Annotated in this window: 26 protein-coding genes; 15 read left to right on the top strand and 11 right to left on the bottom strand. The window is 47.7% G+C overall.

From position 1 onward, the window contains the following. Window positions 1–11: 11 nt before the first annotated feature. The 7 genes from K0H61_RS16465 to trmL all read left to right on the top strand — a co-directional run bounded on the left by K0H61_RS16465 (window position 12) and on the right by trmL (window position 7,994). The gene (locus K0H61_RS16465) at window positions 12–212 is read left to right on the top strand and encodes a twin-arginine translocation signal domain-containing protein (protein ID WP_220050539.1); all 201 of its coding nucleotides are present in this window, start codon (window positions 12–14) and stop codon (window positions 210–212) included. A gap of 17 nt (window positions 213–229) precedes the next feature. Next, window positions 230–3,082, top strand: coding sequence for a molybdopterin-dependent oxidoreductase (locus K0H61_RS16470; RefSeq protein WP_220050540.1), 2,853 nt, complete (start codon window positions 230–232; stop codon window positions 3,080–3,082). A 29-nt stretch (window positions 3,083–3,111) separates the two neighbouring features. Next, window positions 3,112–3,681: a formate dehydrogenase FDH3 subunit beta gene (fdh3B, locus tag K0H61_RS16475; protein WP_220050541.1), complete on the top strand. Its 570-nt coding sequence runs from the start codon at window positions 3,112–3,114 to the stop codon at window positions 3,679–3,681. Between the two features lie 74 nt (window positions 3,682–3,755). Further along, on the top strand, window positions 3,756–4,739 hold the full coding sequence (locus K0H61_RS16480) for a formate dehydrogenase subunit gamma (protein WP_220052775.1): 984 nt from the start codon (window positions 3,756–3,758) through the stop codon (window positions 4,737–4,739). A 327-nt stretch (window positions 4,740–5,066) separates the two neighbouring features. Beyond that, window positions 5,067–6,404 carry a coproporphyrinogen III oxidase family protein gene (locus K0H61_RS16485; RefSeq protein ID WP_220050542.1) on the top strand — a complete coding sequence of 446 codons (1,338 nt, stop codon included), beginning with the start codon at window positions 5,067–5,069 and terminating at the stop codon, window positions 6,402–6,404. A 175-nt stretch (window positions 6,405–6,579) separates the two neighbouring features. Further along, on the top strand, window positions 6,580–7,443 hold the full coding sequence (locus K0H61_RS16490; RefSeq protein ID WP_220050543.1) for a patatin-like phospholipase family protein: 864 nt from the start codon (window positions 6,580–6,582) through the stop codon (window positions 7,441–7,443). Window positions 7,444–7,529: 86 nt separating this feature from the next. Then, window positions 7,530–7,994 carry a tRNA (uridine(34)/cytosine(34)/5-carboxymethylaminomethyluridine(34)-2'-O)-methyltransferase TrmL gene (gene trmL / locus K0H61_RS16495; RefSeq protein ID WP_220050544.1) on the top strand — a complete coding sequence of 155 codons (465 nt, stop codon included), beginning with the start codon at window positions 7,530–7,532 and terminating at the stop codon, window positions 7,992–7,994. An 11-nt stretch (window positions 7,995–8,005) separates the two neighbouring features. On the opposite strand, the gene K0H61_RS16500 is transcribed toward trmL, so the two are convergent. The 5 genes from K0H61_RS16500 to K0H61_RS16520 all read right to left on the bottom strand — a co-directional run bounded on the left by K0H61_RS16500 (window position 8,006) and on the right by K0H61_RS16520 (window position 12,432). Next, entirely contained in the window at window positions 8,006–8,554 is a 549-nt protein-coding gene (locus K0H61_RS16500) for a hypothetical protein (RefSeq protein ID WP_220050545.1), read from the bottom strand. Window positions 8,555–8,755: 201 nt separating this feature from the next. Further along, complete coding sequence (locus K0H61_RS16505; protein WP_220050546.1) at window positions 8,756–10,120, bottom strand: amidohydrolase; 1,365 nt, start codon at window positions 10,118–10,120, stop codon at window positions 8,756–8,758. Window positions 10,121–10,218: 98 nt separating this feature from the next. Then, complete coding sequence (locus K0H61_RS16510; RefSeq protein ID WP_258405970.1) at window positions 10,219–11,034, bottom strand: GGDEF domain-containing protein; 816 nt, start codon at window positions 11,032–11,034, stop codon at window positions 10,219–10,221. A gap of 400 nt (window positions 11,035–11,434) precedes the next feature. Then, a complete protein-coding gene (locus tag K0H61_RS16515) occupies window positions 11,435–12,067 on the bottom strand; it encodes a class I SAM-dependent methyltransferase (RefSeq protein WP_220050547.1) in 633 nt (210 codons plus the stop codon). 35 nt (window positions 12,068–12,102) lie between these two features. After that, a complete protein-coding gene (locus tag K0H61_RS16520; protein ID WP_434086623.1) occupies window positions 12,103–12,432 on the bottom strand; it encodes a hypothetical protein in 330 nt (109 codons plus the stop codon). Between the two features lie 273 nt (window positions 12,433–12,705). Here K0H61_RS16520 and K0H61_RS16525 point away from each other — a divergent pair, with 273 nt between their 5' ends. Further along, entirely contained in the window at window positions 12,706–14,826 is a 2,121-nt protein-coding gene (locus K0H61_RS16525; RefSeq protein ID WP_220050548.1) for a putative bifunctional diguanylate cyclase/phosphodiesterase, read from the top strand. Window positions 14,827–15,124: 298 nt separating this feature from the next. On the opposite strand, the gene K0H61_RS16530 is transcribed toward K0H61_RS16525, so the two are convergent. Together K0H61_RS16530 and K0H61_RS16535 are read right to left on the bottom strand one after the other, a co-directional pair. After that, window positions 15,125–15,727, bottom strand: a complete 603-nt coding sequence (locus K0H61_RS16530; protein ID WP_220050549.1) for a tRNA-uridine aminocarboxypropyltransferase — start codon at window positions 15,725–15,727, stop codon at window positions 15,125–15,127. Window positions 15,728–15,922: 195 nt separating this feature from the next. Continuing rightward, a complete protein-coding gene (locus tag K0H61_RS16535) occupies window positions 15,923–17,131 on the bottom strand; it encodes a multidrug effflux MFS transporter (RefSeq protein ID WP_220050550.1) in 1,209 nt (402 codons plus the stop codon). Window positions 17,132–17,240: 109 nt separating this feature from the next. Here K0H61_RS16535 and K0H61_RS16540 point away from each other — a divergent pair, with 109 nt between their 5' ends. After that, window positions 17,241–18,218 carry a LysR family transcriptional regulator gene (locus tag K0H61_RS16540; protein ID WP_220050551.1) on the top strand — a complete coding sequence of 326 codons (978 nt, stop codon included), beginning with the start codon at window positions 17,241–17,243 and terminating at the stop codon, window positions 18,216–18,218. A 202-nt stretch (window positions 18,219–18,420) separates the two neighbouring features. Next, window positions 18,421–18,753: a hypothetical protein gene (locus tag K0H61_RS16545; RefSeq protein WP_220050552.1), complete on the top strand. Its 333-nt coding sequence runs from the start codon at window positions 18,421–18,423 to the stop codon at window positions 18,751–18,753. A gap of 101 nt (window positions 18,754–18,854) precedes the next feature. On the opposite strand, the gene K0H61_RS16550 is transcribed toward K0H61_RS16545, so the two are convergent. After that, window positions 18,855–20,321: a DUF4145 domain-containing protein gene (locus K0H61_RS16550; RefSeq protein ID WP_220050553.1), complete on the bottom strand. Its 1,467-nt coding sequence runs from the start codon at window positions 20,319–20,321 to the stop codon at window positions 18,855–18,857. Window positions 20,322–20,381: 60 nt separating this feature from the next. Then, window positions 20,382–21,083 (bottom strand): hypothetical protein, encoded by a 702-nt coding sequence (locus K0H61_RS16555; protein ID WP_220050554.1) that lies wholly within the window; start codon window positions 21,081–21,083, stop codon window positions 20,382–20,384. A 193-nt stretch (window positions 21,084–21,276) separates the two neighbouring features. On the opposite strand from K0H61_RS16555, the gene K0H61_RS16560 reads away from it, so the two are divergent. Then, window positions 21,277–21,813 (top strand): DUF2780 domain-containing protein, encoded by a 537-nt coding sequence (locus K0H61_RS16560; RefSeq protein ID WP_220050555.1) that lies wholly within the window; start codon window positions 21,277–21,279, stop codon window positions 21,811–21,813. Between the two features lie 100 nt (window positions 21,814–21,913). Then, a complete protein-coding gene (locus tag K0H61_RS16565; protein ID WP_220050556.1) occupies window positions 21,914–22,375 on the top strand; it encodes a tellurite resistance TerB family protein in 462 nt (153 codons plus the stop codon). A gap of 84 nt (window positions 22,376–22,459) precedes the next feature. On the opposite strand, the gene K0H61_RS16570 is transcribed toward K0H61_RS16565, so the two are convergent. Further along, window positions 22,460–23,284, bottom strand: a complete 825-nt coding sequence (locus K0H61_RS16570) for an HDOD domain-containing protein (RefSeq protein ID WP_220050557.1) — start codon at window positions 23,282–23,284, stop codon at window positions 22,460–22,462. A gap of 399 nt (window positions 23,285–23,683) precedes the next feature. Here K0H61_RS16570 and K0H61_RS17880 point away from each other — a divergent pair, with 399 nt between their 5' ends. Both K0H61_RS17880 and K0H61_RS17885 read left to right on the top strand, forming a co-directional pair. Further along, on the top strand, window positions 23,684–23,833 hold the full coding sequence (locus tag K0H61_RS17880; RefSeq protein ID WP_258405972.1) for a hypothetical protein: 150 nt from the start codon (window positions 23,684–23,686) through the stop codon (window positions 23,831–23,833). Window positions 23,834–23,865: 32 nt separating this feature from the next. Further along, complete coding sequence (locus tag K0H61_RS17885) at window positions 23,866–24,006, top strand: energy transducer TonB (protein WP_258406070.1); 141 nt, start codon at window positions 23,866–23,868, stop codon at window positions 24,004–24,006. Window positions 24,007–24,119: 113 nt separating this feature from the next. On the opposite strand, the gene yjeH is transcribed toward K0H61_RS17885, so the two are convergent. Then, window positions 24,120–25,382, bottom strand: a complete 1,263-nt coding sequence (gene yjeH, locus K0H61_RS16580; protein WP_220050558.1) for an L-methionine/branched-chain amino acid transporter — start codon at window positions 25,380–25,382, stop codon at window positions 24,120–24,122. 205 nt (window positions 25,383–25,587) lie between these two features. Here yjeH and K0H61_RS16585 point away from each other — a divergent pair, with 205 nt between their 5' ends. Beyond that, window positions 25,588–26,019, top strand: a complete 432-nt coding sequence (locus K0H61_RS16585; protein WP_220050559.1) for an Lrp/AsnC family transcriptional regulator — start codon at window positions 25,588–25,590, stop codon at window positions 26,017–26,019. The last annotated feature ends 48 nt before the right edge of the window (window positions 26,020–26,067 follow it).

Consider the following 26,067-nt stretch of genomic DNA (forward strand, 5'->3'; position numbering starts at 1 on the left):
CAGGAGTCAGCATGAAGCAACAACCTAGCGATTTATCTCGCCGTTCTTTGCTTAAAGCACTCACCGTCGGCAGCGCCTGTGGCGCTGTCATCGCCGCAACTGGCGTAAGTGCAGCACAAGCTAGTCAAGACAACAAGGTAACCAAACAAGATACCAAGGGTTATCGCGAAACCGCTCACGTTCAAAGCTATTACGATAGCTTGCGCGGCTAATCTAGGAGAAGTCAGCGATGAAATTAACTCGCAAGTCCGACGTCGCCCCTGTGGCAGACAAGCCGACGCTAGGCATTAGCCGTCGTCAATTTATGAAGCACGCAGGTATCGCTTCCGGTGGTATTGCTGCCGCTTCACTTATGGGTACTGGCATGATCCGCCGTGCCGAAGCCAAAGATGTACCTCATGATGCGCCTATTGAAGTTAAACGCACTATTTGTAGTGCCTGTGCGGTAGGTTGCGGTCTGTATGCCGAAGTACAAAATGGGGTATGGACGGGTCAAGAACCTGCTTTCGATCACCCATTCAACGCCGGTGGCCACTGTGCCAAAGGTGCTGCCCTGCGTGAGCATGGCCACGGTGAAAAACGCCTGAAATACCCAATGAAATTGGTTGATGGCAAGTGGAAAAAAATCTCTTGGGAAGATGCGATTAACGAAGTGGGCGATAAAATGCTCAACATTCGTCAAGAATCAGGCCCAGACTCTGTTTACTTTATGGGCAGTGCTAAGTTCTCAAACGAAGGCTGCTACATGTACCGCAAGTTCGCGGCAATGTGGGGAACCAACAACGTCGACCACTCAGCCCGTATTTGTCACTCTACCACGGTAGCCGGTGTTGCTAACACATGGGGTTACGGTGCGCAAACTAACTCATTCAACGACATTCAGAATGCCAATGCGATCTTCTTTATCGGTGCAAACCCCGCTGAAGCTCACCCAGTTGCAATGCAACACATTCTGATAGCTAAAGAGAAAAACAACGCCAAAATCATCGTTGTTGACCCACGCTTCTCACGCACTGCGGCCCACTCTGATCTGCATTGCGCCATTCGCCCTGGTACCGATATTCCGTTCATCTACGGTATGTTATGGCACATCTTCGAAAACGGTTGGGAAGATAAAACCTTTATCCAACAACGTGTATTCGAGATGGAAACCATCCGCGAAGAAGTGAAAAAATTTCCTCCGAAGGAAGTCGCAGACATTACAGGTGTTAGCGAAGAGTCTATCTACCAAGCTGCTAAATTAATGGCAGAAAACCGTCCCGGTACTGTGGTTTGGTGTATGGGAGGTACCCAACATCACGTAGGTAACGCGAACACCCGCGCCTACTGTATCCTGCAATTAGCCTTAGGCAACATGGGTGTATCTGGCGGCGGTACTAATATTTTCCGTGGTCACGATAACGTACAAGGTGCGACTGACTTAGGTTTGTTATTCGATAACCTACCCGGTTACTACGGTTTAACGTCAGCCGCTTGGACTCACTGGACCCACGTATGGGATCTAGACATGGAATGGATGAAGAGCCGCTTCGATCAAACGCCTTACCTAGGCAAAGATCCCATGACCACCCCAGGCATCCCCTGTTCTCGCTGGCACGATGGTGTGTTAGAGGACAAGAGCAAACTGGCACAGAAAGACAACATCCGTATGGCGTTTTTCTGGGGTCAATCGGTCAACACTGAGACCCGTCAAACCGAAGTTCGCGACGCTCTAGACAAGATGGATACTGTAGTCGTAGTTGACCCATTCCCAACAATGGCGGGTGTGATGCACCGTCGTAAGAATGGTGTTTACTTGCTGCCTGCAGCGACTCAATTTGAAACCTATGGTTCAGTCTCTAACTCTGGCCGTTCTCAACAATGGCGTGAGCAAGTTATCCAACCATTATTCGAGTCAAAAACCGACATCGAGATCATGTACCGTTTAGCGGAAAAAGTGGGGATTGCCGAGCAATACACTAAACGCATCGCCAAAGAAAACGGCTTACCTGTTATCGAAGACATTACTCGCGAAATCAACCGCGGCATGTGGACCATCGGTATGACAGGTCAAAGCCCTGAGCGTATCAAGTTGCACACCCAAAACTGGGGCACCTTCAGCAACAAGACGCTCGAAGCTGCTGGCGGTCCTGCGAAGGGTGAAACCTACGGTCTCCCTTGGCCATGTTGGGGCACACCAGAAGCGAAACACCCTGGTACCCAAATTCTGTATAACCAATCAAAACACGTTAAAGACGGTGGTGGTAACTTCCGCGCCCGTTATGGTGTGGAATACAACGGTAAAAACCTACTGGCCGAAGGCTCTTTCTCTAAGGGCGCTGAAATCCAAGACGGTTACCCAGAATTCTCTGACAAACTGCTCAAGCAACTCGGTTGGTGGGATGAACTGACTGCGGAAGAAAAAGCCGAAGCGGAAGGTAAAAACTGGAAGACTGACTTATCGGGCGGTATCGTTCGCGTGGCAATCAAGCACGGTTGTATTCCATTTGGTAACGCTAAAGCCCGTTGTATCGTTTGGACTTTCCCAGACCAAGTACCAGTTCACCGCGAGCCGTTATACACAGCCCGTCGTGACTTAGTGGCTAAGTACCCAACCTACGACGATATGCAAGTGCACCGTCTACCCACGCTGTACAAGTCTATTCAAGAAAAAGACATGAGCGGCAAGTACCCATTAGTACTGACCTCTGGTCGTCTAGTTGAGTACGAAGGTGGTGGTGAAGAATCTCGTTCTAACCCATGGCTAGCTGAGCTTCAACAGGAAATGTTTGTTGAAATCAACCCAGCGGACGCAGCCGATCGCGGTATCCGCAATGGCGAAAACGTCTGGTTAGAGGGCGCCGAAGGTGGCCGCATTAAAGTTCAAGCCTTAGTAACGCCACGCGTTAAACCGGGTGTGACCTTTATGCCATACCACTTTGCTGGTGTGATGCACGGTGAAAGCTTAGCGCCTAACTATCCTGAGGGCACTGTGCCTTACGTTATCGGTGAATCCGCTAACACGGCACTGACCTATGGTTATGACCCTGTGACTCAAATGCAGGAAACCAAAGCGTCGCTCTGTCAGATCGTTAAAGCGTAAGTGCAGCTTAAGCTAGGAGAATTGCCACTATGGCTACAATGAAATTTTTGTGTGACACCAAGCGCTGCATCGAATGTAACGGCTGTGTCACTGCATGTAAAAACGAAAACGACTCCGCTCTCGAGTGGGGAATTCAACGTCGCCGCGTAGTCACCATCAACGATGGTCAACCCGGTGAAGCCTCAATCTCTGTTGCATGTATGCATTGCTCGGACGCGCCATGTATGGCGGTTTGCCCTGCAAATTGCTTCTACAAAACAGACGATGGCATTGTGTTGCACGACAAAGATGCCTGTATTGGCTGTGGTTACTGTCTATATGCTTGCCCGTTTGGCGCGCCGCAGTTTCCGAAAAAAGGTGCCTTTGGTAGCCGCGGTAAGATGGACAAATGTACCTTCTGTGCCGGCGGTCCTGAAGAAAACCACTCTGAGGCTGAGCGCGTGAAATACGGTGCTAACCGTATTGCCGAAGGCAAACTACCAATGTGTGCAGAGCTCTGTGCCACTAAAGCCCTGTTAGCGGGCGATGCCGAAGTTGTATCGAGCATCTTCCGCGAGCGTGTGGCTTACCGTGGTGCTAAAAACGCGGCTTGGAATTAATTCAGGTCACAGGATCTGTCCACAGACTTAGTGGTGTCTCCTCGCAGACACCACTAAGTGAGAGAGGATGTATGATGAACAAATGGTTCAAACACATAGGTGTTGCCATTGCACTGTTTTTCAGTGCGGTGTGCCTCGCCAATGGTGGTGATGGACAGGCGACCCAACCGCAGGCGACCGATGCGCAAATTTGGTCACAGCTGAAGGATGGCGCCACGGGATACACCACATCCCAAAGCGAGTTCCATGCACAAGCGATCAATACCTATGATCTGCGTGTGTTAGAACTGCGAAGCGACCTATTAGCACCGGCATTAATGGCGGCGCTATTTGGCATGATCATTATCTTTGTTCTGTTTATCAAGGTGAACGGCATCTCTAAGCTGCACCATGGATTTTCAGGCAAGTTAGTGTATCGCTGGTCGAAGTTCGACGTGTCAATCCACTGGTTAGGTGCAATCCCCTGCTTAATGCTGATTTTAACGGGTCTAACTTTACTAGCGGGTCGCTTTTTCTTCCAACCTTGGCTTAGCGAAGGGATCTGGGAAGCCATCGTCTATGGCGCTAAGCAAATCCACGATGTGATGGCTATTCCATTTATGATCGGCTGGGCATTGATGACAGTGTTATGGGCTAAGAACCAACTGCCAAAGATGTACGATCTAAAATGGTTCCTCGTTGTCGGTGGTTACATTAACTTTGGCCCCTTCAAAGGTAAGCACCCTGACGCAGGTTTTGCTAACGCAGGTGAGAAAATGTGGTTCTGGGCCTTCGCCCTGTTTGGATTAGTGATTTCAGCCTCGGGCATGCTGTTACTATTTCCAAATCTTTTCGAACCAAGCCGCACCCTAAGCTTAATCGCGCTGGTATTACACTCAATCAGTGCCATCGTGATCTGTGCCTTCTCTATCGTGCATATCTTCATGGCAACGGTCATGTCTGAAGGGGGGATGGAGTGTATGGTGTCTGGCTACTGCGATGAAAACTGGGCAACCCAACACCATAACCTGTGGTACGACGAAATTAAGGCCAACGGTACGTTGAAGTACAAAGAGTAAGTCTTAGCCTGATTGCAATTCTGCGATGAATTAGCAATCGTCATATCAACACCCCGCAGAAATATTCCGCGGGGTGTTTTTTATTAGTTCTATCACGCTATCACCACCGACTATCTTGCACCGCTAGCTGTAAACAAATCTGCATTCGCATTCACTAAAATATGATCGGCTTAACAAAATGCGGCCATCTTCCCTGTTAGGAAACCGTAACTTGTAGCCAGTTCACGTTTTGATTACTCCATTCGGGGTAGTCTGAATGCGCTAGATGGTCGTGAATTACCAAAAAAATTCGGGATTTACGATTAGCACTCACAGATAGGAATCCTTATGTCATCCATTATCCAAACGCTAGACAACGCAATCGTGACACCTTACCAGGCGAATATTACTGTCCCTAATTGGATGCTAAGTTCGATGGAACGGGTCATGCAGTACTATGTCGATAAGAACCTGCGTCTGGATACTCTGTCTGCCGATATCATGCCTGCGCCTGTCGAAGGCAAAAAGTACATGCTGTATGCCCATATTCCCTTCTGTCATACCCTGTGCTCTTACTGCACCTTCCACCGTTTTATGTTTAAGGAAGACAAGGCACGCGCCTACTTTGTCTCCCTACGTAAGGAGATGGAAATGGTCAAAGCCTTAGGCTATGACTTTGAATCTATGTACATCGGTGGTGGTACTACTACGGTATTAGAGGATGAACTCGCCCGTACCATTGAGCATGCGAAGACCCTTTTTCCTAGCATTAAAGAAGTCTCCTGCGAGTCAGATCCGCAACATTTAGACAGCCCAGGCTTTAAGCAACTTAAGGGCTTAGTCGACCGTATGTCGATTGGTGTGCAGAGCTTTAACGACGATATTTTAAAAATGACCGACCGCCTCGAAAAGTTCGGTACAGGTCAGCAAACCTTCGACAAAATCATGGCTGCCAAGGAGCTGTTCCCGATTATCAACGTCGACCTGATTTTTGGTTTCCGTGGCCAGACCGATGAAGTAATCCAACACGATCTAGACATGGCATCGCGCTTAGATCCAAGACAAATCACCACTTATCCGTTGATGATCACCCATCAAACCCGTAAAAGCGTTAAGGGTAAGTTAGCCGCGCCACACGCCGATATGGCCAATCAATATCGCCAAATCTTGAATCGCTTAAATGGTCAATATAATCAATTATCAGCCTGGGCATTTGGTAAAGCGAATGATGAAGGCTTCGATGAATACGTTATCGATTACGATGAGTATTTAGGGGTAGGTTCTGGCTCGTTTAGCTTCTTAAATGACACTTTGCATGTAAACACTTTCTCGCTGCGTAAATACCAAGAGCGTATCGCCGCGGGCAAAATGGGGGTCGAGCAGCAAAAACATTACAGCAAAAAAGATGTGATGCAGTATCGCTTCCTACTCGGAATGTTCTCGGGTCGCTTATCACGTAAATATTTCCGCGACACCTTTGGGGTAAACTTAGACACGACTCTGTTTAAGGAAATGACCTCAATGAAGTTAATCGGAGCCATCAAAAATGACCCGAACAATCCGGATGATCTCATCGTTACCGATAACGGCAAGATGATGGGGCTGTTGATGATGAAAGAGTTTTATGCTGGAATGGACAATGTCCGCGCCCAATTACGTAAACCACTCAAACCCTGCGATATGTGATCTCGATTCGCACAAAGGCCCTTCAGGGCCTTTTTTGTATTTGCTTAATTACCTCCGCTTAAGTCACGAGGTCAAACTAACCTAAACACGCCACCAGCATGGCCGAGGACGTTTCATTTCACTCAAAAGCTAGGCTATGATGCTGGCATACTCAAATGAATAAAGCTGTAAGCTAATGAAAAATGTGGCCTTAGTGTTAGAGGGTGGTGGCTTAAGGGCAATTTATACCGCGGGGATTTTAGATGCCTTTTTACAGCGGTCATTGTACTTCCCGTATGTAATTGGCGTCTCTGCTGGCGCAATTTATCCCGCTTCCTATATTTCACGACAATGCGGTCGAAATCTTAACATTCAGCAGCATTACCTCAACGATAAGCGTTATATGGGGATGCGTCACTGGCTTAAGACTGGCAACTACGTTAATACCGACTTTACTTTTCGCCGCATGGCGCACGAGCTGATACCCTATGATTTTGAAACCTTTTTAAACAGCGGCAGCGAGTTTAAGGTGGGCGCCTTCAATTGCCACACAGGCAAAACCGATTATTTCGGCATGGCCGATTTTCAAGATCACGACAAACTGCTCGATGTACTGATAGCTTCCTCCAGCCTACCCTTTATGGCAAAACCATACCCAATCAATCATCAGCCCTATCTCGATGGCGGCATTGCCGATCCCATTCCCGTAAAGCAAGCATTGCAGGATGGATATACTCGCCAAGTGGTTATTTTGACTCAGGATAGGCACTACCAAAAATCGCCAATGAAGATGCAGTGGCTCGCCCGTAGAACCTATCGCAATTATCCCGCCGTGGCAAAGGCCTTAAGCGAGCGTCATCAAATATATAACCAATCCCTATTCGAGCTTAATCAAAGCGTCGAAAGTGGTAATAGCTTTGTTATCCGCCCTGCTGAGCCGCTCCATTTATCGAGGCTCGACCGCAACATCGACAAAGTCACTGCGGTCTATCAGCAGGGGCTAAGCGACGGCAATAACATTATGCCAGCGCTGCTGGCTTGGCTTGCAGCGGGTGAGTAATGCACCTTTAATCCTCCTGCACTCAACGCTGCACTCAAACGCAGTTTGCCGTATAATCAGGCGTCATTTTTTACAGGCGGGCAAGTATGTTCCATATCGCACTCTATGAGCCAGAAATCGCACCCAACACGGGTAATATCATTCGCCTCTGCGCTAACAGCGGCTGTCAGCTTCACCTAATTGAACCACTTGGATTTGATTTTGAAGAGAAAAAGCTGCGTAGAGCCGGCTTGGACTATGCCGACTTAACCAATGTAACGCGCCATAAAAACTTCGAGGCTTTCCTCGAAGCCATGGCGGGCAAACGCATCATGGCCTGTACCACTAAGGGAAGTCGTCCGCACACTGAGCTCAGTTTTGCCAAGGACGATGTATTGTTATTTGGCCCAGAAACCCGCGGCCTACCAATGGATATTATCGAGTCGATTCCGACCGAGCAGCGTTTACGCATTCCTATGGCTGCCACTAGCCGCAGCCTGAACCTGTCAAATGCGGTGGCCATTATTAGCTACGAAGCTTGGCGTCAGTTAGGTTTTGAAGGCGCACGATAAAACGAATGTGCCTAATGAGATGGCGTTACTGGCGTCATCTCAATCCCGCGGAATAATTGGTATCTATCAATATCATCATCCAGATATTGCATGTTCTGTGTCCATAACCAAGCATTGGGCGCTTTGGCCTCAAACAGTAATTGGATTAAGGCTTGGCGGGCATTAATTTCGCCCTCTCCCAACAGGGAATAATCGCCGTTCTTGCGGTATAAACTAAACATTTGCTGTTTATCCGCCGACACACCATCGAAGTAGGTCAAGTGAACTTGCTCGCCCTGCGCCCTAAACCACCAAGTTTCACTGTAGGGTGCCTTAGTGCCTACACTCACCGACAGTATTAATTGGCGCTGATCCACTGAGCACCCCCCCGTCACTGTCACCCACTTTGGACTCTCGCCCACTTTAGCGGCATTGCCTTGCCATTGGCCGACAAAATCGCTGCAGAACGTCTTGAAACTGACTTTAGCCGCGGCAGCGGGAAACATTGCCGATGCCAAGACAATCACACACAACCATTTTGGCGCTAACAAAGGGGTCCTTCTTTTTACTTTCAATGACATACCAAGCCCCCTTTTACAAAATAAGATTACCTTAGCCTTAAATGATTCGAGGTACAAATGGGATTTAATGCTCTTCGATCAGCCCCTTGTAATAACGCTGAACAATCAAAAAGAGAAAAAAGCCCGCGGAATACGGGCTTTCTGGTAACGGCCGACGAATTTTAATCAGAGGCTACTTTCAATAATGCTGCGTAGGCTTAATTAAATTGCTTGCAGTGCCGTGAGAGCCACCTTGGTCATAGCTTCGACACCCACTTTTAGCGCACTTTCATCCACATAGAATGCAGGCGAATGGTTGCTCGCAGCGGTGGTTGCATCGGTTCCCTTCGGTGTCACCCCAAGGAAGAAAAACATTCCTGGTGATTGCAGTGCATAGTAGGAAAAATCCTCAGCACCCGTAATAAGCCCTGGTTCAATCAACATCTTATCGCCAACCACGCTGGCTAGTACTGGGCGCATACTCGCCACCAATTCAGGATTATTCACCATTACTGGATAGCCCTGCTGGATTTCAGTTGTCGCCGTTGCACCCAACGTTTTAGCTGACAGTTCAGCCATCTCTGCAAGACGGACTTTGATATTGGCACGCATATCCTGATCGAAGGTACGAATAGTACCAATCAACTCCACCTCATCGGGAATGATGTTAGTGCGAATACCGCCATTTACCGCCCCAAAGCTGACCACCGCAGGCGCCTTAGTCACATCGACTTGGCGACTCACAATCGTTTGTACGTTGGTGATGATTTGCGCAGCTGCGACAATCGGATCAATCCCCACCCAAGGGCGTGAGCCATGGGTCTGACGCCCCTTTACTTTAATCGTAAAGGAGTCTTCACTTGCCATCGCAGGGCCACTACGTACACCAATCATGCCACTTGGCATACTTGAGGTGACATGCATACCAAACACTTGGTCGGGTTTTCGCTTGGAAAACAGGCCTTCTTTTAACATTAATTCCGCGCCGCCCTCTTCGCCATCTGGCGCGCCTTCTTCTGCAGGTTGGAAAATAAACATCACATCACCAGCAAGGCTTTCTTTCACCTTTGTCAGGTTCTCGGCAACCCCCATTAACATCGCCACATGAGTATCATGACCACAAGCATGCATGACACCCACGGTTTGGCCACGGTAGGTATCGGTTGCCTTGGAGGCAAAAGGCACATCCACTACCTCTGTTACTGGCAGCGCATCCATATCGGCACGAATGGCAATCAATGGTCCTGGTTTTCCGCCCTTTAGAATGGCAACAACTCCGGTGTGAGCAACACCTGACTGCACCTCTAATCCTAAAGATTTGAGATGCTTTTCAATCACTTTACTTGTACGAAATTCACGATTAGATAGCTCCGGGTGTTGATGCAGGTCACGGCGCCACTCGATCACCTTCTGCTCCACCTGCGCCGCCAATTTTGCCGCATCTGGCGTGGCATCTTGAACCGCTTGAGCGGAATTCGTCACCAAACCTAACGTCAGTGCCGATGCTATCAAGGATTGAGCAAAATGCTTTTTGGGTGATTTCAGAGTGTGGCTTGGAGCTTGTGTAGGTTCAGAGTGGATTGTCATGGTGCAGCCTATTGTTGTTATTTATCAGACTCCTAACCTACACGCTTCACAGAAAAATGTTAATAAATTTAGTAAATCGATTGCGGGGGCTAATAGTGTTATTGATATTCAACACAGACATTGCGGCCATTTTCTTTGGCGCGGTATAGCGCCTTATCTGCAGACTCTATTATCGTTCGAGAGGTCATTGCAGAGCTCGGGATCGTCGAGTAATAACCGACACTTAAAGTGACTGGACCGTTATTTAATGCGGGGTGGGGAACCGAACGAATATAAACCTCTTTACGTATCGATTCTGCAAGCCTGGAGATATCCGTGTTGCCGTAGGCAATGACTGCAAACTCTTCACCACCATAGCGGCAGGCAATATCGGTTGAACGAGAACATACATCAGCAATTGAACGGGCAATTTGGATCAAACACTCATCACCAGCAAAATGTCCGAGGGTATCGTTATAGAGTTTAAAATGGTCGATATCGCACATGATAAGCGAAATTTTTCGCTGGTCACGAATCGCGATATTGGTTAAAAACTCGAGTTGAGAGTCAAATTCACGCCGATTGAATAATCCAGTCAGACTATCGGTTCTCGCTTTTTCGTACAGATCACTGGATACCGCTTCGGGCTCGATTATCCCAAACAGCACTTCAGCCTTCCCGGATTCATCTTTTATTAACGGTTTAGCGCGGCTAACAAAATAAAAAGTACGGTCTTTCTTCGCATCATAATAGGGAAAGATATTCTTATACTCATCGATCACCCCATTTCGAAGTTGATAGTATTCGGTGAAAATTTGGCGAGCTTTTTCTGAGTTTCGAATGGCGATATTTTTGTTGTAATCACCCGCTATCGGGCAGGTTTTATCGACCGAGTGCTGAATAAGACGTTCGTTTAAACCAAAGGTCTCACACATGATTTTATTGCAATAAAAAATGTTGGGGTCATCCTTTAGATCGATTATCCACCATGACAAGTTGCTGAAATTTAAAAGCCTATTGTAAGACTCATAAATATCTTCAACTCTCTTGTTTGGAAACATAACTCAGGCCCTTTATGGCTTGGGGATCAGAGCATAACCTGATGATGACCACCAAGACTCCTAATGACATTTATCTGAAAACTCAGCATCGAACGTTATGAGTTTTAACCTCTATTTAGTAGAGATATAGATGAAATACTTCACCTTAGCCACCGAAAGCCAAAGCTTAATATCAATCCCAGTAGGGTCTAGTTTTTAAAGGAAAAAATAGCCTGTCTGACTACTCTTGTTGGTGGAATACCTTGACCGCTTAAGTGGCATTTGACCTTAAATCTTACTTATGTAAAAACACTACGTCGTTATCGACAATTTCGAGTCGCCAACCATAATGCTCAGCTAACCAACGGAAGGTCGCCTCGGAGTAAAAGTTAATATGGGTGGGATCGTTTTTGTAATGCCAATTGGTGAATGCCGCAAGGTCACGAACGCGCTTAGTCATCACCGCCAAAATGCCGTTGGGCTTAAGTAACCGATTCAATTGACTCAATAAGGCGCTGGCATCGCTAACATGCTCGATGACCTCAGTTAAAGTAATAAAATCATATTGGCGATTTAAAACTTCGGGACAATTCGCGTAATAGAGATCGTAGTTTTCCATCTGATAGCCACGCGATCTTGCCATCAGACTTAACACTTTGCCTTCTCCGCAACCAAAATCTAACCCTTGCTGATCGACGGTGACGCGCTCAAGCAGCGGCTCCAGGGTGCGGTTCAAAAAACGCTGATAACCAAGATCCTCAGGATGATTCTCATGCTTATCGTACTCGGCCTTTTCATCGGCGGCGCTTAAGTAATATTCCGCGGGCACACTCACTAACATGCAGGTAGGACACTGGTAGTAAGAGCGCTTCTTGTCTTGATGATAGTGGACTAAATCGACGCTATGACAGAGGGGACAGGTATTCAACAGCATTTCCTAGATTTCAAAGATTTCGGTATTGCCTAGAGTGGCGTTGGGATTTTACGTTCCGTAGCAGCAGCTTCCTTTGCCTGTTGTAGGTATTGTTGCTCGCGGCTTTCACGTTCATCAAACTGTTCTTGCGCTTTACGTTTTTGCTGCGCCTCCCAGTCACGCGCCGAAGATTGTTGTTTGATTTTCTCCTCCCGTGCCGCCGTTTCACTGGCGGCTTGGCGCGCTTTTTCCAATTGCGATTGTTCTAACTGTTGGGAATCGAGACGCGCCTTATCAGCCTTTTGCTCTAGGGTCAGATGCGGTTTTTCGGTTTCGCTGGCTTGGGCGAATGTCACTACAGCGCCCATCGCAATAAACATGCTTAACACTTTGATCCTGAGTTGCATAAATTTCTCTCCAGTAGCTAGCGCTGCGACACATCTATTCCACAGCATATCACAAGCGACAATAATGATTTCCTTAACAATACAGAAAGATCCCGCCTCTTGAGCATTTTTTAATTTCATTTTTACGAAACATCGTATAGGTTAATTTTTTATCCTTATTAATTGTGTAGTATTTCAATTAATTTCTTTATAAACGAATCACCTACGCATTATAGTGACCCAAAGAGTCGCGAGAGAGTAACCCATATGATTAGATGGCAACACTTGCTCAATAGCCTCACCACCGATGATCCAGTGTTGCAGCAAAAACTTTCATGTTGGAGAGCGCAACCAAACCAAACACCCCTCGCCCTCATTCAAGGCTTTTGTTTTATTAGTGCTAATGATGCCGCCTTGGACTACTTTGGTATTGAATACGATGCCTTTGTGAATGCCACTCCCTATGATTTTGCGCCAAGAATCCAAGCCTCCGGTCGGAACAGTGTTGAATTTGCGCGTGAAATGCTACTCGCAGCACTTGAAAACAGCCCAATAGAATATGATTGGTTGCATATAAGCCACCAGGGCCAAGAACTGCCGACTCGCGTAAAGCTCTACCGCTGTGACCTAGAGCAACAGGCCGTTGTACTAGTTGAGTTACAAGCGCTCGACCGCCGTAATCAAATTCGTCCGCTGTTCACCGATGGTTTTGACCACCTGCCAAAGGAAATCATGGCCACGACCCTCGAAGAAAGTGCCGAAGCCGTTTATATCACCGATGAGTTCAATCGAGTGCTGGCGGTTAATAAAGCCATGTGCCGCATCTGCGGTTACAGTGCAGAGCAATTAATCAATAAAATTCCGTTATTTATCGAAGCTCATCACAATGCATTAGGTGAGGATAGTGACTGCCAAGCAGCCCTTCAGCAGCGTGGATTCTGGCAAGGTGAAACCCTTAAACAACGCTCCGATGGTACCACTTTCCCTGCCTGGCAAAGCAGCCGCAGAATCGTGACCGCCGAAGGTACCCTGTATCATGTGAACATTTTCAGTGACATCAGTACTAAAAAACAGCTTGAGAGTCAGCTGACAACTCGAGCCCTGTACGACACCCTCACAGGTCTGCCAAACCGCTTTCATCTTAAGCAGATATTGAGCACAGCCTTGAGCAAACTAAAGGACAATCCCAGCAGCCTTGGGGCATTAATGTTTTTAGATCTCAATGGTTTTAAAAATATTAATGACAGCTTTGGGCATGCTATGGGCGATAAGGTGCTTCAACTGGTTGCCGCGCGGCTAGAGGCTGGCTGTATTGAAAAAGCCGATATTGCCCGAATGGGTGGCGACGAATTTACCTTAGTACTTCAAGATTGCAGTGACAGGGATGAGATCCAAAGGGCGGCGGAGCAGATATTAACACTCTTCGATAGTCCATTTGAGATTGAAGGACAAAAATTCTTCCTCGGTACCAGTATCGGCATCGCGCTTTTCCCGACCCATAGCGATCAGGCAAACCAGTTAATCAGCCTTGCCGATACCGCCATGTACTGCGCGAAAAAGAGCGCGCCACATTTGGTCTTTTACGATAAGGCAATGAGCCAAGCTGCGGAACAAAAGCTAACTCTCATTAATAACTTAAGGCACGCCCATAGTCTTAAACAATTTACCATCGCCTATCAGGCAATCATCGATCTACGCACCAATCTATCTATTGGTGCAGAAGCGCTGTTGCGCTGGCAAAAATCGCCGACTGAATTATGCGATGCCTCCGATTTCTTACCTTTGCTGGAAGAAACGGGGCTCATTATCAGCATAGGCCAATGGGCACTCGAACAGGCCTGTAAGCAGGCTGCCATCTGGCGCGCACACTATCAACCCGATTTTATCGTCTCGGTCAACGTGTCACCTTTACAATTAGAGCACGTCGACTTTGTAGAGCAGGTTATTAGCGCGCTGAAGAGTAATGGTTTACCCCCTAAGGCATTGATTTTAGAGATCACTGAATCCGCATTATTGCGTCAACCTGAGTTGGCCCATCAGACCTTAAAGCGCATTAAAAAACTTGGGGTGGGCATCGCCATTGACGACTTTGGTACTGGGTTATCCTCATTAAGCCGCCTAGGTACCCTGCCGATTGATAGTGTCAAAATTGATGCCGAGTTTGCGCTACGGCTCAACGAGGTCTCAGGGCAAAAACTCTGCCGCGCTATCGTGCAACTGGCTCAAGCATTAGATATCCACTTTGTTGCAGAAGGCATTGAAACTGAGCAGCAAAAGGACATCATTACCCATATGGGTCAAGGCTTTGCACAGGGTTTTCTATTTGGCCAACCCAGCCTTGGTGAGCAATTTACTCAAGCCTATCTGAGTGACAGGCAAATCGCTTAACTGCTATCGCAACGGGATAGCCATAGGGAACCAATAACAGTTTTGGAGTGTAGACTAAGAGTGGGCGGTAAAGCGTTTCACCGCTCTGAAGCACACGCTAAGGCACGATAGCCCTGCCAGCGCACCATTAACTGGCATCGCTCCCCTGCAAAGCAATAGGCTGGCAGTGCTATCTCATCATTTGCAGCGCAAACGAATCGCCGTTATTAAACCTTGTTTTGCGATAAGTTAGCGTGATCTGAACAAGATTTTAGCGAATTTAATACGTACGTTGTTGCAAATAATTACCCAATTAGGGTTATTCATTTTGAGGGTAACGCAACTGTACCTCGGCTGGCATCGCACTGATCCGCATCTCCACCATAGCATCGAAGGCATTGAGCAGTGGCTCAATCTTTAGCTGGCCATCTAGCGCATTAAGCATAAACGCGCTCGCCTCTAAGGTCGACAGACTATCGCTCCGACTCGATTTTCGAATTTTATACCTTGAACCATAATGCTCACCTAGACGCACCGCGGGATACTTTGCCAGCCAAGGATTTAACTGAAACATTTTGAATGCCTTACGCCAAGTTCCATCGAGTAGCAGTAGAATACAGTCTGCATCCATGGGCTGCGCCTCGATATCCATGCTAGCTTCCGAGGGATAAACTAAATAAATCGGCTTACCGCTCCTTTCAAGTTCAACTTTAAGCGCTGCGAAATCTTCCTCAGTCTCACCAACAAATACTTGGGTATCGGGCACAACAAGGCTAAGCACCTTAACACTATTCTTTTTATGCTCGACTTCGGTTGGATGCTGTAAAACATACAGCCTAGTTTTCGGATAGATTGGCTGCACGCTAGCACACAAGCAGGCAGTGATTGGATACCGACAGTTAGGGCAGTATTTGCGGGTCAAGGAAGGCTCATTTAATCCGAAAAATATGACCTAGTATAACAGCAAGACGCCTTAATAATCCCTTGAAACCACCCGAGGGAAACTAGCTCTGTGGGTACTGTTCAAGCTAAAACCAAACGCCAGAGAATAAAAATGCCCGACGCAGTGGTCAAACTGCGCCAGGCAAGGGTGACACTTTATCAATCGGTTGTGGTATTAGTGATCTGCAACTGCTTGTTCTTGATGCCAATGGTCGAATCGGCGAAGTCCCATCATCACCAGTAGACCAATTGAGAACAGCCCCATGACAAAGGCGACTGCATAGGGCGCTGTCAGACTGGTCTGCTGCACAAGCGCTGTGATCACAGAAGCACCACTCATTTGAATAAAGCCCAACATTGCCGTTGCGGTACCCGCACGCTCACCGAATGCCGATAGCGCCATACTGGTTGCAGGACCTAACAACAAGGCAAACCCGATACACAGCAACATCATAGGCAACATAAAGGCAAAAGCCGCCGCCATACCAACACTTGGGCCAAACCATTGCACCGCTATCACTAAGACCGCTGCGGCCACTAATAAGGCCAAGGCTAAAATTGCCGTTGGTCGATTGCCCAATGTGCGGATCACTACTGGCGCCACGAAACAGGCAATGATGTTCACCGTCGCATTCAGACCAAACAGGCCGCTGAAAGCCAGTTCAGACACTCCTAAATGGCCAATTAGCCATACGGGCGAATAGGACACGTAACATAAAATTGCCGCCATCGCCGACATACAGGCAAAGGCATAAAACAGGAAGTGAGTGTTACCAATCACAGGCTTATAACGGCTCCAGCGGTATAAGCCACCTTCATTAACCGTGTTTGCAGGGCGAGTCTCAGGTAAGCGGTAACCTACCACCAGCATCATTAACATTGCGTATAATGTCATAAACACGAAGGTAGAACGCCAACCAAATTGCATCGCTAATAAGCCACCTAAGGTAGGTGCTAATGCAGGGATAACGCAGATTGCCCCATTTAAGTAACTGTAAATCCGTGCACCTTCCTTAGCTGAGTAGCAATCACGTACCGCACTAAAGGCCACTATCGAGGTCGAACAGGCAGCTAGGCCTTGCAGAACACGGGCAAGCTGTAACCACTGGAACTCCATCGCTGCAGCTGCAAGCAAACTACTGGTGCCATAGAGCAACACCCCAAAAATAGCGATAGGTCGACGACCGAAACGGTCAGCTAGAGGCCCAATTAACACTTGGCCTAACCCCATAGCGAACAGAAACAGTACTAGAGTAGACTGCACTTCACTCGATGAAACAGAAAACTCCGCCGCCATGGTGGGCAACGAAGGTAAATAAATATCAATGGCCAATGGGCTTAACAGCACCAAGGACATCAAAATTGGTAACAAATTGCGCTGCATATAACTTCTCAGTTAATCGAATCTCAGTTATTCATGACTATTTTAAATAACTCAAGGTATGAACAGAAATGGTATAATTTCCAAAGTAAATTTCCTTTAAGGAATATCTATGAATCTCGACAACCTCGCCAAAGTTGACCTCAACCTATTGGTGATACTTAAGATTTTGCTCGAAGAGCAGAGTGTCACCCGTGCAGCCACCCGATTACATATTAGTCAATCGGCTTTGAGTAAGAGCTTAAACAGACTCAGGGAAACCTTAGATGACCCCCTCTTCCAACGCACAGCCCATGGCCTTAAGCCCACGGCTCACGCCATTAATATCGGTCACAAGCTGCCGACGATTTTACAGGACTTGTATCAGCTGACCCAGCCGCCAACCTTTCATCCTGCTAGTAGCAACAGGCAATTCTCCTTTGCCATAGTCGAAAGTGCCTACGAGACCTTAATCCCCTACTTCATCGGTCCAATGCTCAATACCGCACCCAACATTAAATTGGATTCCTATGTTTGGACCGAAAAATCCATGCATGATTTGATGCAGGGGCAGATTGACTTTGGTATTGCAGGGCGAGATCTTCACCCTTTAGCCGATCCTCGCACCGACCGCCTACCCGAAGGAATTGTCTGCCAGACCTTATTTACCGATAAGCAGGTCTGCCTCGTAAGAGAAAATCATCCACTCATGGATAAATTAACCTCGCCCGAATGGAATTTATCTTTGTATTTAGATATGGCCCACGTGCAAGTGCGCTGCGAAGGCAGTGCTTGGTGGGCGCTGGATTACTTTTTGGCAGACCTCGGCCATAGACGCAAAATCAGCACCACTGTGCCCGACTTTTATGGCGCCGCCAGTGTGTGCGCCCACAGTGAGTTAATTTTTACCCTACCCTCAAGCTTTGCCCGTCATGCCTGCAAATTATATCCATTGAAGCTACTACCACTGCCGTTCGAATTTATACCTATGGCCTATGTACTGCTGTGGCATCAACGTAATGATGAAGATCTAGGGCACAAATGGATTAGGGAAACCATTTGCCAGAGTGTCGACAAATTACTTTATAGTAGTACAACGACGTCGAGTTGAGGCTGGTTTAGGATGCTTGGGAAAATAAGCCAATCAGTCTGAACGGGCGGTAAATAAATGTAAATTAACCAAGATTAACGTGACCTTGAAAGTTCATTTATTGCACACTGCATAACCACATTTGGGAATTTGGAGAGCGCATTTCAGGTGCAGTACGCATACGCGCTTTAACCCTCTCCAATCGCCCTCAAAAGGAGTGCTTATGCTTTACCATCAATTCCAACAAAGTCCTTTTCAGCCACGCATTTCAGGCCCGAGAACTTGGCTAGCCATGGCGCTCACCGTTGCCTTGGTTTGTGTCTCACTGTTTTTGTTACCCTTTATACTGCTGTTTGGCGCAATTGCCATTGCAATCTTCGTGATTTTCAGCCGTATTTATGTTGCGCGCCAGGTAGCAAAATATAAACGTGCCCAAGCGAATATGAGTAGTCACTACAGTGGATTTAGCGACTATCAGAATGGAAAGGTCGTGCGAGAAACTCACCCCAAAGATTATCAGGGCCGCACCTTTGAACATCAACGTGGTGATAATTAAAAATTTGCACGAATTGAACGCGGTAGAATTCTGCCGCAATTACCAACGGGTACTACCCATAGAGTGAAACACCTAAAACACAAATGGCCGTAACCATCTTCTTAGTGGGATTCATGGCTAAGAATGGCCTGCGCCCGTTTTAGGGCATGAATTTCACCCGCATCCTGAGTTACCTCCAACACTTTATCGACCTGCAACGCAAGGGATAGCCACAGCGGGTCGATAATCTCTTTTTCATCGTCATTGGCGTGGCGTTTGGCAAGGTTTAACAGCGCGGCCGAACCGACCACATCGATACGCCCAAGTATCCCATCGGCCAACGCCATACTCAGTTCGATCATCGCTGGCACGCTATGGCCATACTTGATGACTTCACGCAGATAATGTTCGGCTTGGCTCAAATCACTGCCAAAGGCATTTTCATCATTGAGTATTTGTTGTGCGAGGGTCAGCATTGCATCTAACTGCCCTTGCTCTGCGGCCTCAGTCATCCAGTGCTTACTGGCAATGGGATCAGGCTTGCAGCCATCGCCATTGGCCAGCATGAGCGCCAGATGGTATTGGGCATGGGGATAACCTGCTTGCGCCGCTTGGTTGATGTAATGGAAGGCCTGGGTAAGGTTATGCGCTTGAAAATACAATACCCCTAAATTGGCCATGGCTTCAGCTTGCTCACCCTCCGCGGCCCTTTCTAAAAATGCCTGCGCCTCGGTCAAATCCTGCGCAATGGTCTTACTGCCCACGAGGTAGAAATACCCCAATAGCGCCATGGCATTCACCACTCCAGCTCTCGCTGCGATCGCAATTGCCGCCTCACCGGCGTCGATATCGGCCTTCCCCGAATAACCGTGGATAAGCGACACGCCATGCTCAAACAGGGCATCCATGTCTTTGGGTGCAGCAAGAGAAAACCAATAGGCCGCCTTAGCAAAAGTCTCTGCGACCTGCTTTGCCATTGCCATTACCGCCTCGCCATTTTCGTCTTCGGTGCCGTATTGGAGATCGATAAGCGCCAGTTCCTGCTCCTTAAGCATTAAGGCCTTAGTCTTAAAGGAGACACCTAATAGATACTGGGATTTAGCATCATCCTCCATCACCGCACGGTAACAGAGCTCCTTTGCCGTTAGTGCATCACTTGCTTGATAACTAAAAGCTGGCGCCGCTTTCCCGATAAATTTGGGGTACAAATACTCGATGAGTGCGAGCACATCCCTAATGGATTTTTGCGCTAGGGCGAGAAGTTGCTCTTGGGTTAAATGGTATTTTTCAGGGTGTGCCCCACGGTTGCCATCACTACGAAGTCGATGCAGCGCTCGGGTGGTTTTGACATCGATTACCCGAGACTGATTAAGCTGCTCGATACGATCGTACAAATTGGGACCACAGAAGGACAGATGATGTTTTTGCGCTAATAAATCGGTCAATCTGTGGGTAAAACTGCGGATATGCAGTAGAGATTGGGTAGGGACATCCTGCACATAGTTTTTGGCATTGAGGTAATCATCTAGGAGCGAGGCCGAAAAGCCTTGGATAAACTCACTATCCAGTATTTCAGCCCCATTGCTCATCAGCTCATCCTCTGCTCAGCTAGTCCAAATCCCGTGAATTTCTTTGTCAAATTGGCTCTTTTAGTTCGTTTGTTTAGTGACCATATACAAGCGGAACAAAGCTAAGTTAACAAAAATACTGATAAATGACACGAAAGTGTCGCTAAGCATCTGTAGCGGTAAACCACCGTATGATGCTAAACCTGAAATCAGCCCACCTAAAATAGATAATGGGAAATACAGCATCAATACAGCAACGGTTTTCACCGCAATGGGGCCACTTAATTTAAAACTGGCCTTGATGGCCTCGAGCGGTGTTAAACGCTCAACCACCACCATAAAGTTCACATAGGCTAGGCGGGCAAACAGGTAAAAACTTAAGATTAATCCCACCAACCAGAAAGGCCCAAAGGCCGCAAACAGCATGACTGGGGCAATAATGGCGAGACCCGAAAATACGCCGGCCAGAAGCAGCGGTGGCACAAAGGGTAAGCTAGCGCGGAGCACTAACCCTGTCGAAGGATTATGCCCCTGAGAGCGCAGTTCTAGAAACAGGGTTAACGCCGCAATAAAGATCGAAAAAACAATGAGCATCAACATCATGGCAATCATGTGCGGTGCACCAAATTGCGGGTTTTCCATATCGACCTTGGAGATCTCTACCCCGAGCCATAACTGAATGCCCACTTGGATCAACAGTAATGGCACAGTCAACATTGCCAGCTGCGTTAAATGGTTACGGAAAAAGTTATAAGCCTCGGTCAAAATTGCGGATAGTGACATGCGCCTTTCCAAAATAATTGAAGTAAATTAACACTGTGATGTGCCGCTAAGGATACCCAAAATCCCGCATCAATGCACAGATCAAATCACGCGATGTCCTGTAAATCACACAAAAACGACTGCAATAACCCAACTAATGTCGTTACACTGTGCCCCTTTTTATTTGCGAGCAAAACCTCAAGGAAATTTCCCGATGAAAGCTAAGTTTTCCCTCTCTTTAGTGCTCAGCGCTGGCCTTTTCGTTTCTTCTGCACACGCCGGCTGGTTAGACAATCTTGCTGCGCCCCAAACCAAGACAGCAGAAACCGCAACCACAGCAACCGCTACAGTGACAGAGTCAAACGCATTAGTGGGTTCTGTAATGTCACAATTAGGTCTCACTCAAACCCAAGCCGAAGGCGGTTTAGGCAGCCTGTTAGGCATGGCGCAAACCAGTCTGAACACATCAGACTATGACACCTTAGCCGCAAGCATTCCTAACGCAGACAGCCTGTTAGCGGCGGCACCACAACTCGACAGCACTTCTGGCGTTTCGGGGCTGTTATCTAAGGCGGGTAATGTTGGCGCATCTCTGCAAGGCAGTGCGTTAGTGTTAAATGCCTTCCAAAAGTTAGGCATCTCCCAGGAGCTGGCGGTGCCTATGATCAACGTGGCAAAAACCTATCTTGAGACTAATGGCGCTGAAGGCACAGCTGCTCTTCTTACACAAGGTTTAGGTGCCTTGCTCTAATCTTGAAACGACACCTAAGTTCACCCTAGCCTTCCATAGGGTGAACTTTAACGTCTAAAATCAGTCTATTGATTACGTCTTTTGGTTTGAGCCACGCCCTATGATTGCAAAGCTAAAACGATTACTACAATCCCATGCCCTTGCTACTAGCCCTGAAGAAAAAGCCCATCAATTGAAGCTGGCCGCCGCGAGTATGTTATTGGAAGTCGTGTTTGCCGATGATACCCTCGCCCCCGAAGAGGCGGAGCTACTGCCATCGTTACTGACACAATCTCTGTCGATGTCGGATGCGCAAGCCAATGAATTGATTGCCGAAGCCAAGCAAGTACAAGGCAATGCCACTTCGTTATTTGAATTTACTAACACGATAAATGCCGAGTTCAGCTTGGAGCAAAAGCAACAATTACTGCTCGCGATGTGGCAATTAGCCTATGCCGATGGACATTTATCCCAATACGAAGATCAAATTATTCGCCGTACGGCGGATCTGTTGTACTTAAAGCACAGTGAGTTGATTCAAATGCGCAATTTGGCGATGGAAACAACAACTAGCCAAAACTAATGAACTCGTAATAGCTTAAGAAAACAGAGGCCTGAGCAGGCTTAAATCTAAGCCACTAAAGCGTAAACGACTCAAGCTGGGCAATTAAGCTAACTCCTTACCGATTGCAAATCCTTCGCCCCTCAGCTCAGATAGTTTAAGCCTGAGTCCGCCCATTTCCATATGTAGGCCCTTTTGGGTTGCCAGTTGAGATAACCAACTGGTTTTATCCTCATCTTCGATGGCGTCCCAATCGTCGAGAATGTTGTGGGCTAGTCTGATGAGTGCCGCAAGCGGCGAGAAGGGTTGCGCGTCCTTTGGATGATCTTGGTAGAGAATCCCCTGCACCAGAGCGGGGGTAAACTTCCAATTTTTGGCAAGTAATGCCCCCACATCGGGGGAATCATAGCCAAGTAACTCACGCTCAAACTGATGTTTATCCTTGCCCTCGGCAACAGCCGCGGCGACCCTTCTGGCATCCTCGGGGGATACGGACGCAATAAGAAGATCGCCAATACGATGCAGTATCGCACAGGTAAAGGCCTCCTCAGAATTGACCCCACAACGCTTTGCCATCTCTTGGCTATAGAGCGCAACCTCAAAGGTTTCACCCCAAAACTTCGCTAAATCCACCCCTTCACATTTAGGCACAGCTCCCATTACCGCCGAGGCTAAGACTAGGGTTCTTAGGGTCTGCATGCCAAGGCGCACGACGGCTTCATCAATACTGCCTACCTCGCGGCTATGGCCGTAATGGGCGCAGTTGGCAAGCCTTAGCACCTTAGCGCTGATCAAGGGATCGTGGGAAACTTTAGTAGCAATATTCCTGATAGAAGCATTGTCGTCGTTCACCATCTCAAGCAACTCACTAATGGCTTTAGGTAAACGGGGTAATTCATCGACATGACTGAGTAGGGCTGCAGAATCCATATACTGTTCTCTATCCATGGGTTTGATAAAAATATAGAACACAAAATAAACGCATGCTTATTCCAGTTTAAGCTTATTTTCATCAACAAAGACTGAGTACTGCCACCCCTTTAAAAGGGGGGAAACCTATAAAGTAAGCTGTTTTCTTCGTCCACGATTAACTCACCACCACTATCCAACCAACTGTTTCAATTACCTTTTAGTCTAGGTGTTACAAAAAACCTAAATTTCAGGGATTGATGTTATTGCTTAATAGTCACTCACAACCAAGGAAGCACTATGACTCAATATGCAATGCCAAATCGCACTGGTTTCCCTGTTGTTAGCGCCCTCATCACTCTAGGGTTATTCGTGTTTATGGCCGAGCTAGTCCGTAGTCCACAACCCTAAGGCGGCGAAGTGAGTGAGCCACCCCGATTCGATATCTGGGTGCCGACACCAACGACGCAGTTAACCCCTTCGGTGATGTCCCCCGAAGCTGTGCTTATGGTGCAAATTGAGCCACACTACCCCATTGAGGCGGCCCAAATGGCAAAGAAGGTTTTGTAATAGTGGCCTTCGATATTCGAGTCGACGGCACTGTGAGTAACGCCCAAGTGTTGGATGCTAATCCCAAAAGGATATTTGATAAGGCCGCAATTTCAGCGGTGATGACGTGGAAGTACAACCCCAATTTGAAGCGGGCAAGGCCATGTCTCAACTCAATCAAAGGGTACAGTTAGCCTTTAAATTGGAGCAAAAGCCTTAAGTGCTTAGGCCTAATTGAACTTAAAGGGTATAGAACTCAATACTGAAGAGAACAGCCCTAGGCCGCAAACGACCTAGGGCATTATATTTATTCTGGTGTGACGATAACTTGCTTCCTGCTGATATGGGTTTTCTGCCACCATAAAAACGGTGCAACTATACAAATCAACACCAACACATAGGCCATGCTAGCACCAAGCGCAATACCAAGCGCGAGGCAGAACAGACTCCCCAGCACCACTAACGGCCAATTACTGCGGGGCAATAATTTAGCCGCAGCTAACATCGCCATCAGATAGATCACCACAAACACCCCGTTGCTCCAAGCAATCAAATGCTCAAGCTCCTGCCCCGTCAAATACGTTAGCACAATGACACTCGCCATCACCGACAGCAGGGCACCCAGCGCCCGAGTAGGCACACCATGGTCATTTTTAAAGGCGAAATAACGGGGCAAAATGCCCTCCGAACTAAAACTCCAAATTAACCGCGCCGCACTGGCTGCATATACGTTAACCGTTGCAAGGCCACTCGCCACGCCAAGAATACCAATCACCAGCGAACCATACCCACCGAGTAAGTTGTCGAACACCCCAATCATGGCAAGACTCTTATCCGTCGGCACTATCAGAATCAACAAGGTACATGCCACATAGATAATACCCACTAGCACAGTGCCCATCATCATCGCAGGGATCATATCCTGCTGTGGCTTTTTAAAATCATCGGCTAAATGGGTCATGGCCTCAATGCCCAAAAAGCTCCAAAAGGCGATGCCTGCGGCAAGCATCATGGTGGGGATTTCTGGCTGAGAATATTGGCCAAGTGTGGCCAGCAAATCTGTCTTTGTACTGCTAACACCAAACAAAAGCACCACAATACCGACGATACACAGCGTTAAGCCAAATTGCAGCTTGGCCGACACTTGAATACCTCTAAGGTTTAGCAGAAACAATCCGCAAATCACCGCAACTTCGGCGGCAACTTTGGCCCAACCATCCAGTGGAATTAACGCATCGACAAACTGGAAGGTCATCAAAATCGCAGCCGGCGCCCCCATAGGCACCACCAATAAAAAAATCAGCCCAATAGTCCGACCCGCAGTGCGGCCAAAGGCCTTCTCGACAAAGTAAGCAGGGCCAGCTGCATGGGGAAACACACTCGCCAGACGGCCAAACACTAAGGCTACCGGAATAATCGCCAAGGTAAGCATTAGCCACGCCACCAGCGCACCGCCTTGGGCAATATTGACCGTCATCTGAGGGAGAATAAACACCCCGGTGCCCAGCAAAGTGGTGGCCATTAAACCTGCGCCCTGCCAGCGCCCAATTGTTCCGCTATGTGAGTTCATCTGTTAGTATTCAGTGGTTTTTGAGCTGTTAGTATAGAGATATTTACCGCTGCAAACTGTCGCCAATGTCGACGTTCTTAGTGCCGATTACCGACGAAATGACGGCATAGTGTTAATTTTCCGGCAATCTGACGGCGATGTTTAAACGCAATATTACCACAGCCAATAAATACTCAGTCATTCAACCTAAGCCATGGAGCCGCAATTGGATAAGTTCGATACCGCCATCATCAACAGTCTACGTCAGGATGCCCGCCAGAGTGTGTCGAGTATTGCCGAACAAGTTAACCTCTCCCGCAGCGCCGTGTCGGAGCGGATCAAAAAGCTAGAGCAGACTGGGGTTATCCGCGGTTATCAGGTGCTGTTAAGCGAATCCCAAAAAGAGGGAGTGTCGGCCTATTTTGAGATCCAGCATAAATGCCCACGTTGCGCCGATGTAGTGCATGTATTCCATGCGATTCCTGAGGTCATCACCTGTAGAGGCATCTCGGGGGATATGGATTTATTAGTCTATGTGCACGCCGCTTCAATGCGCCGCCTGCATGAAATCCGCGAATATATCGATACCCATACCGACATCATCAAGATCAAAACCCACGTGGTGATGAGTGAATGGATTAATAACACAGGCGAATAAATGTACGGCGCAAATAACAAACGCCACCCTAAGGAATTAAGGGTGGCG

It is taken from the genome of Shewanella acanthi, assembly GCF_019457475.1.
GTDB lineage: Bacteria > Pseudomonadota > Gammaproteobacteria > Enterobacterales > Shewanellaceae > Shewanella > Shewanella acanthi.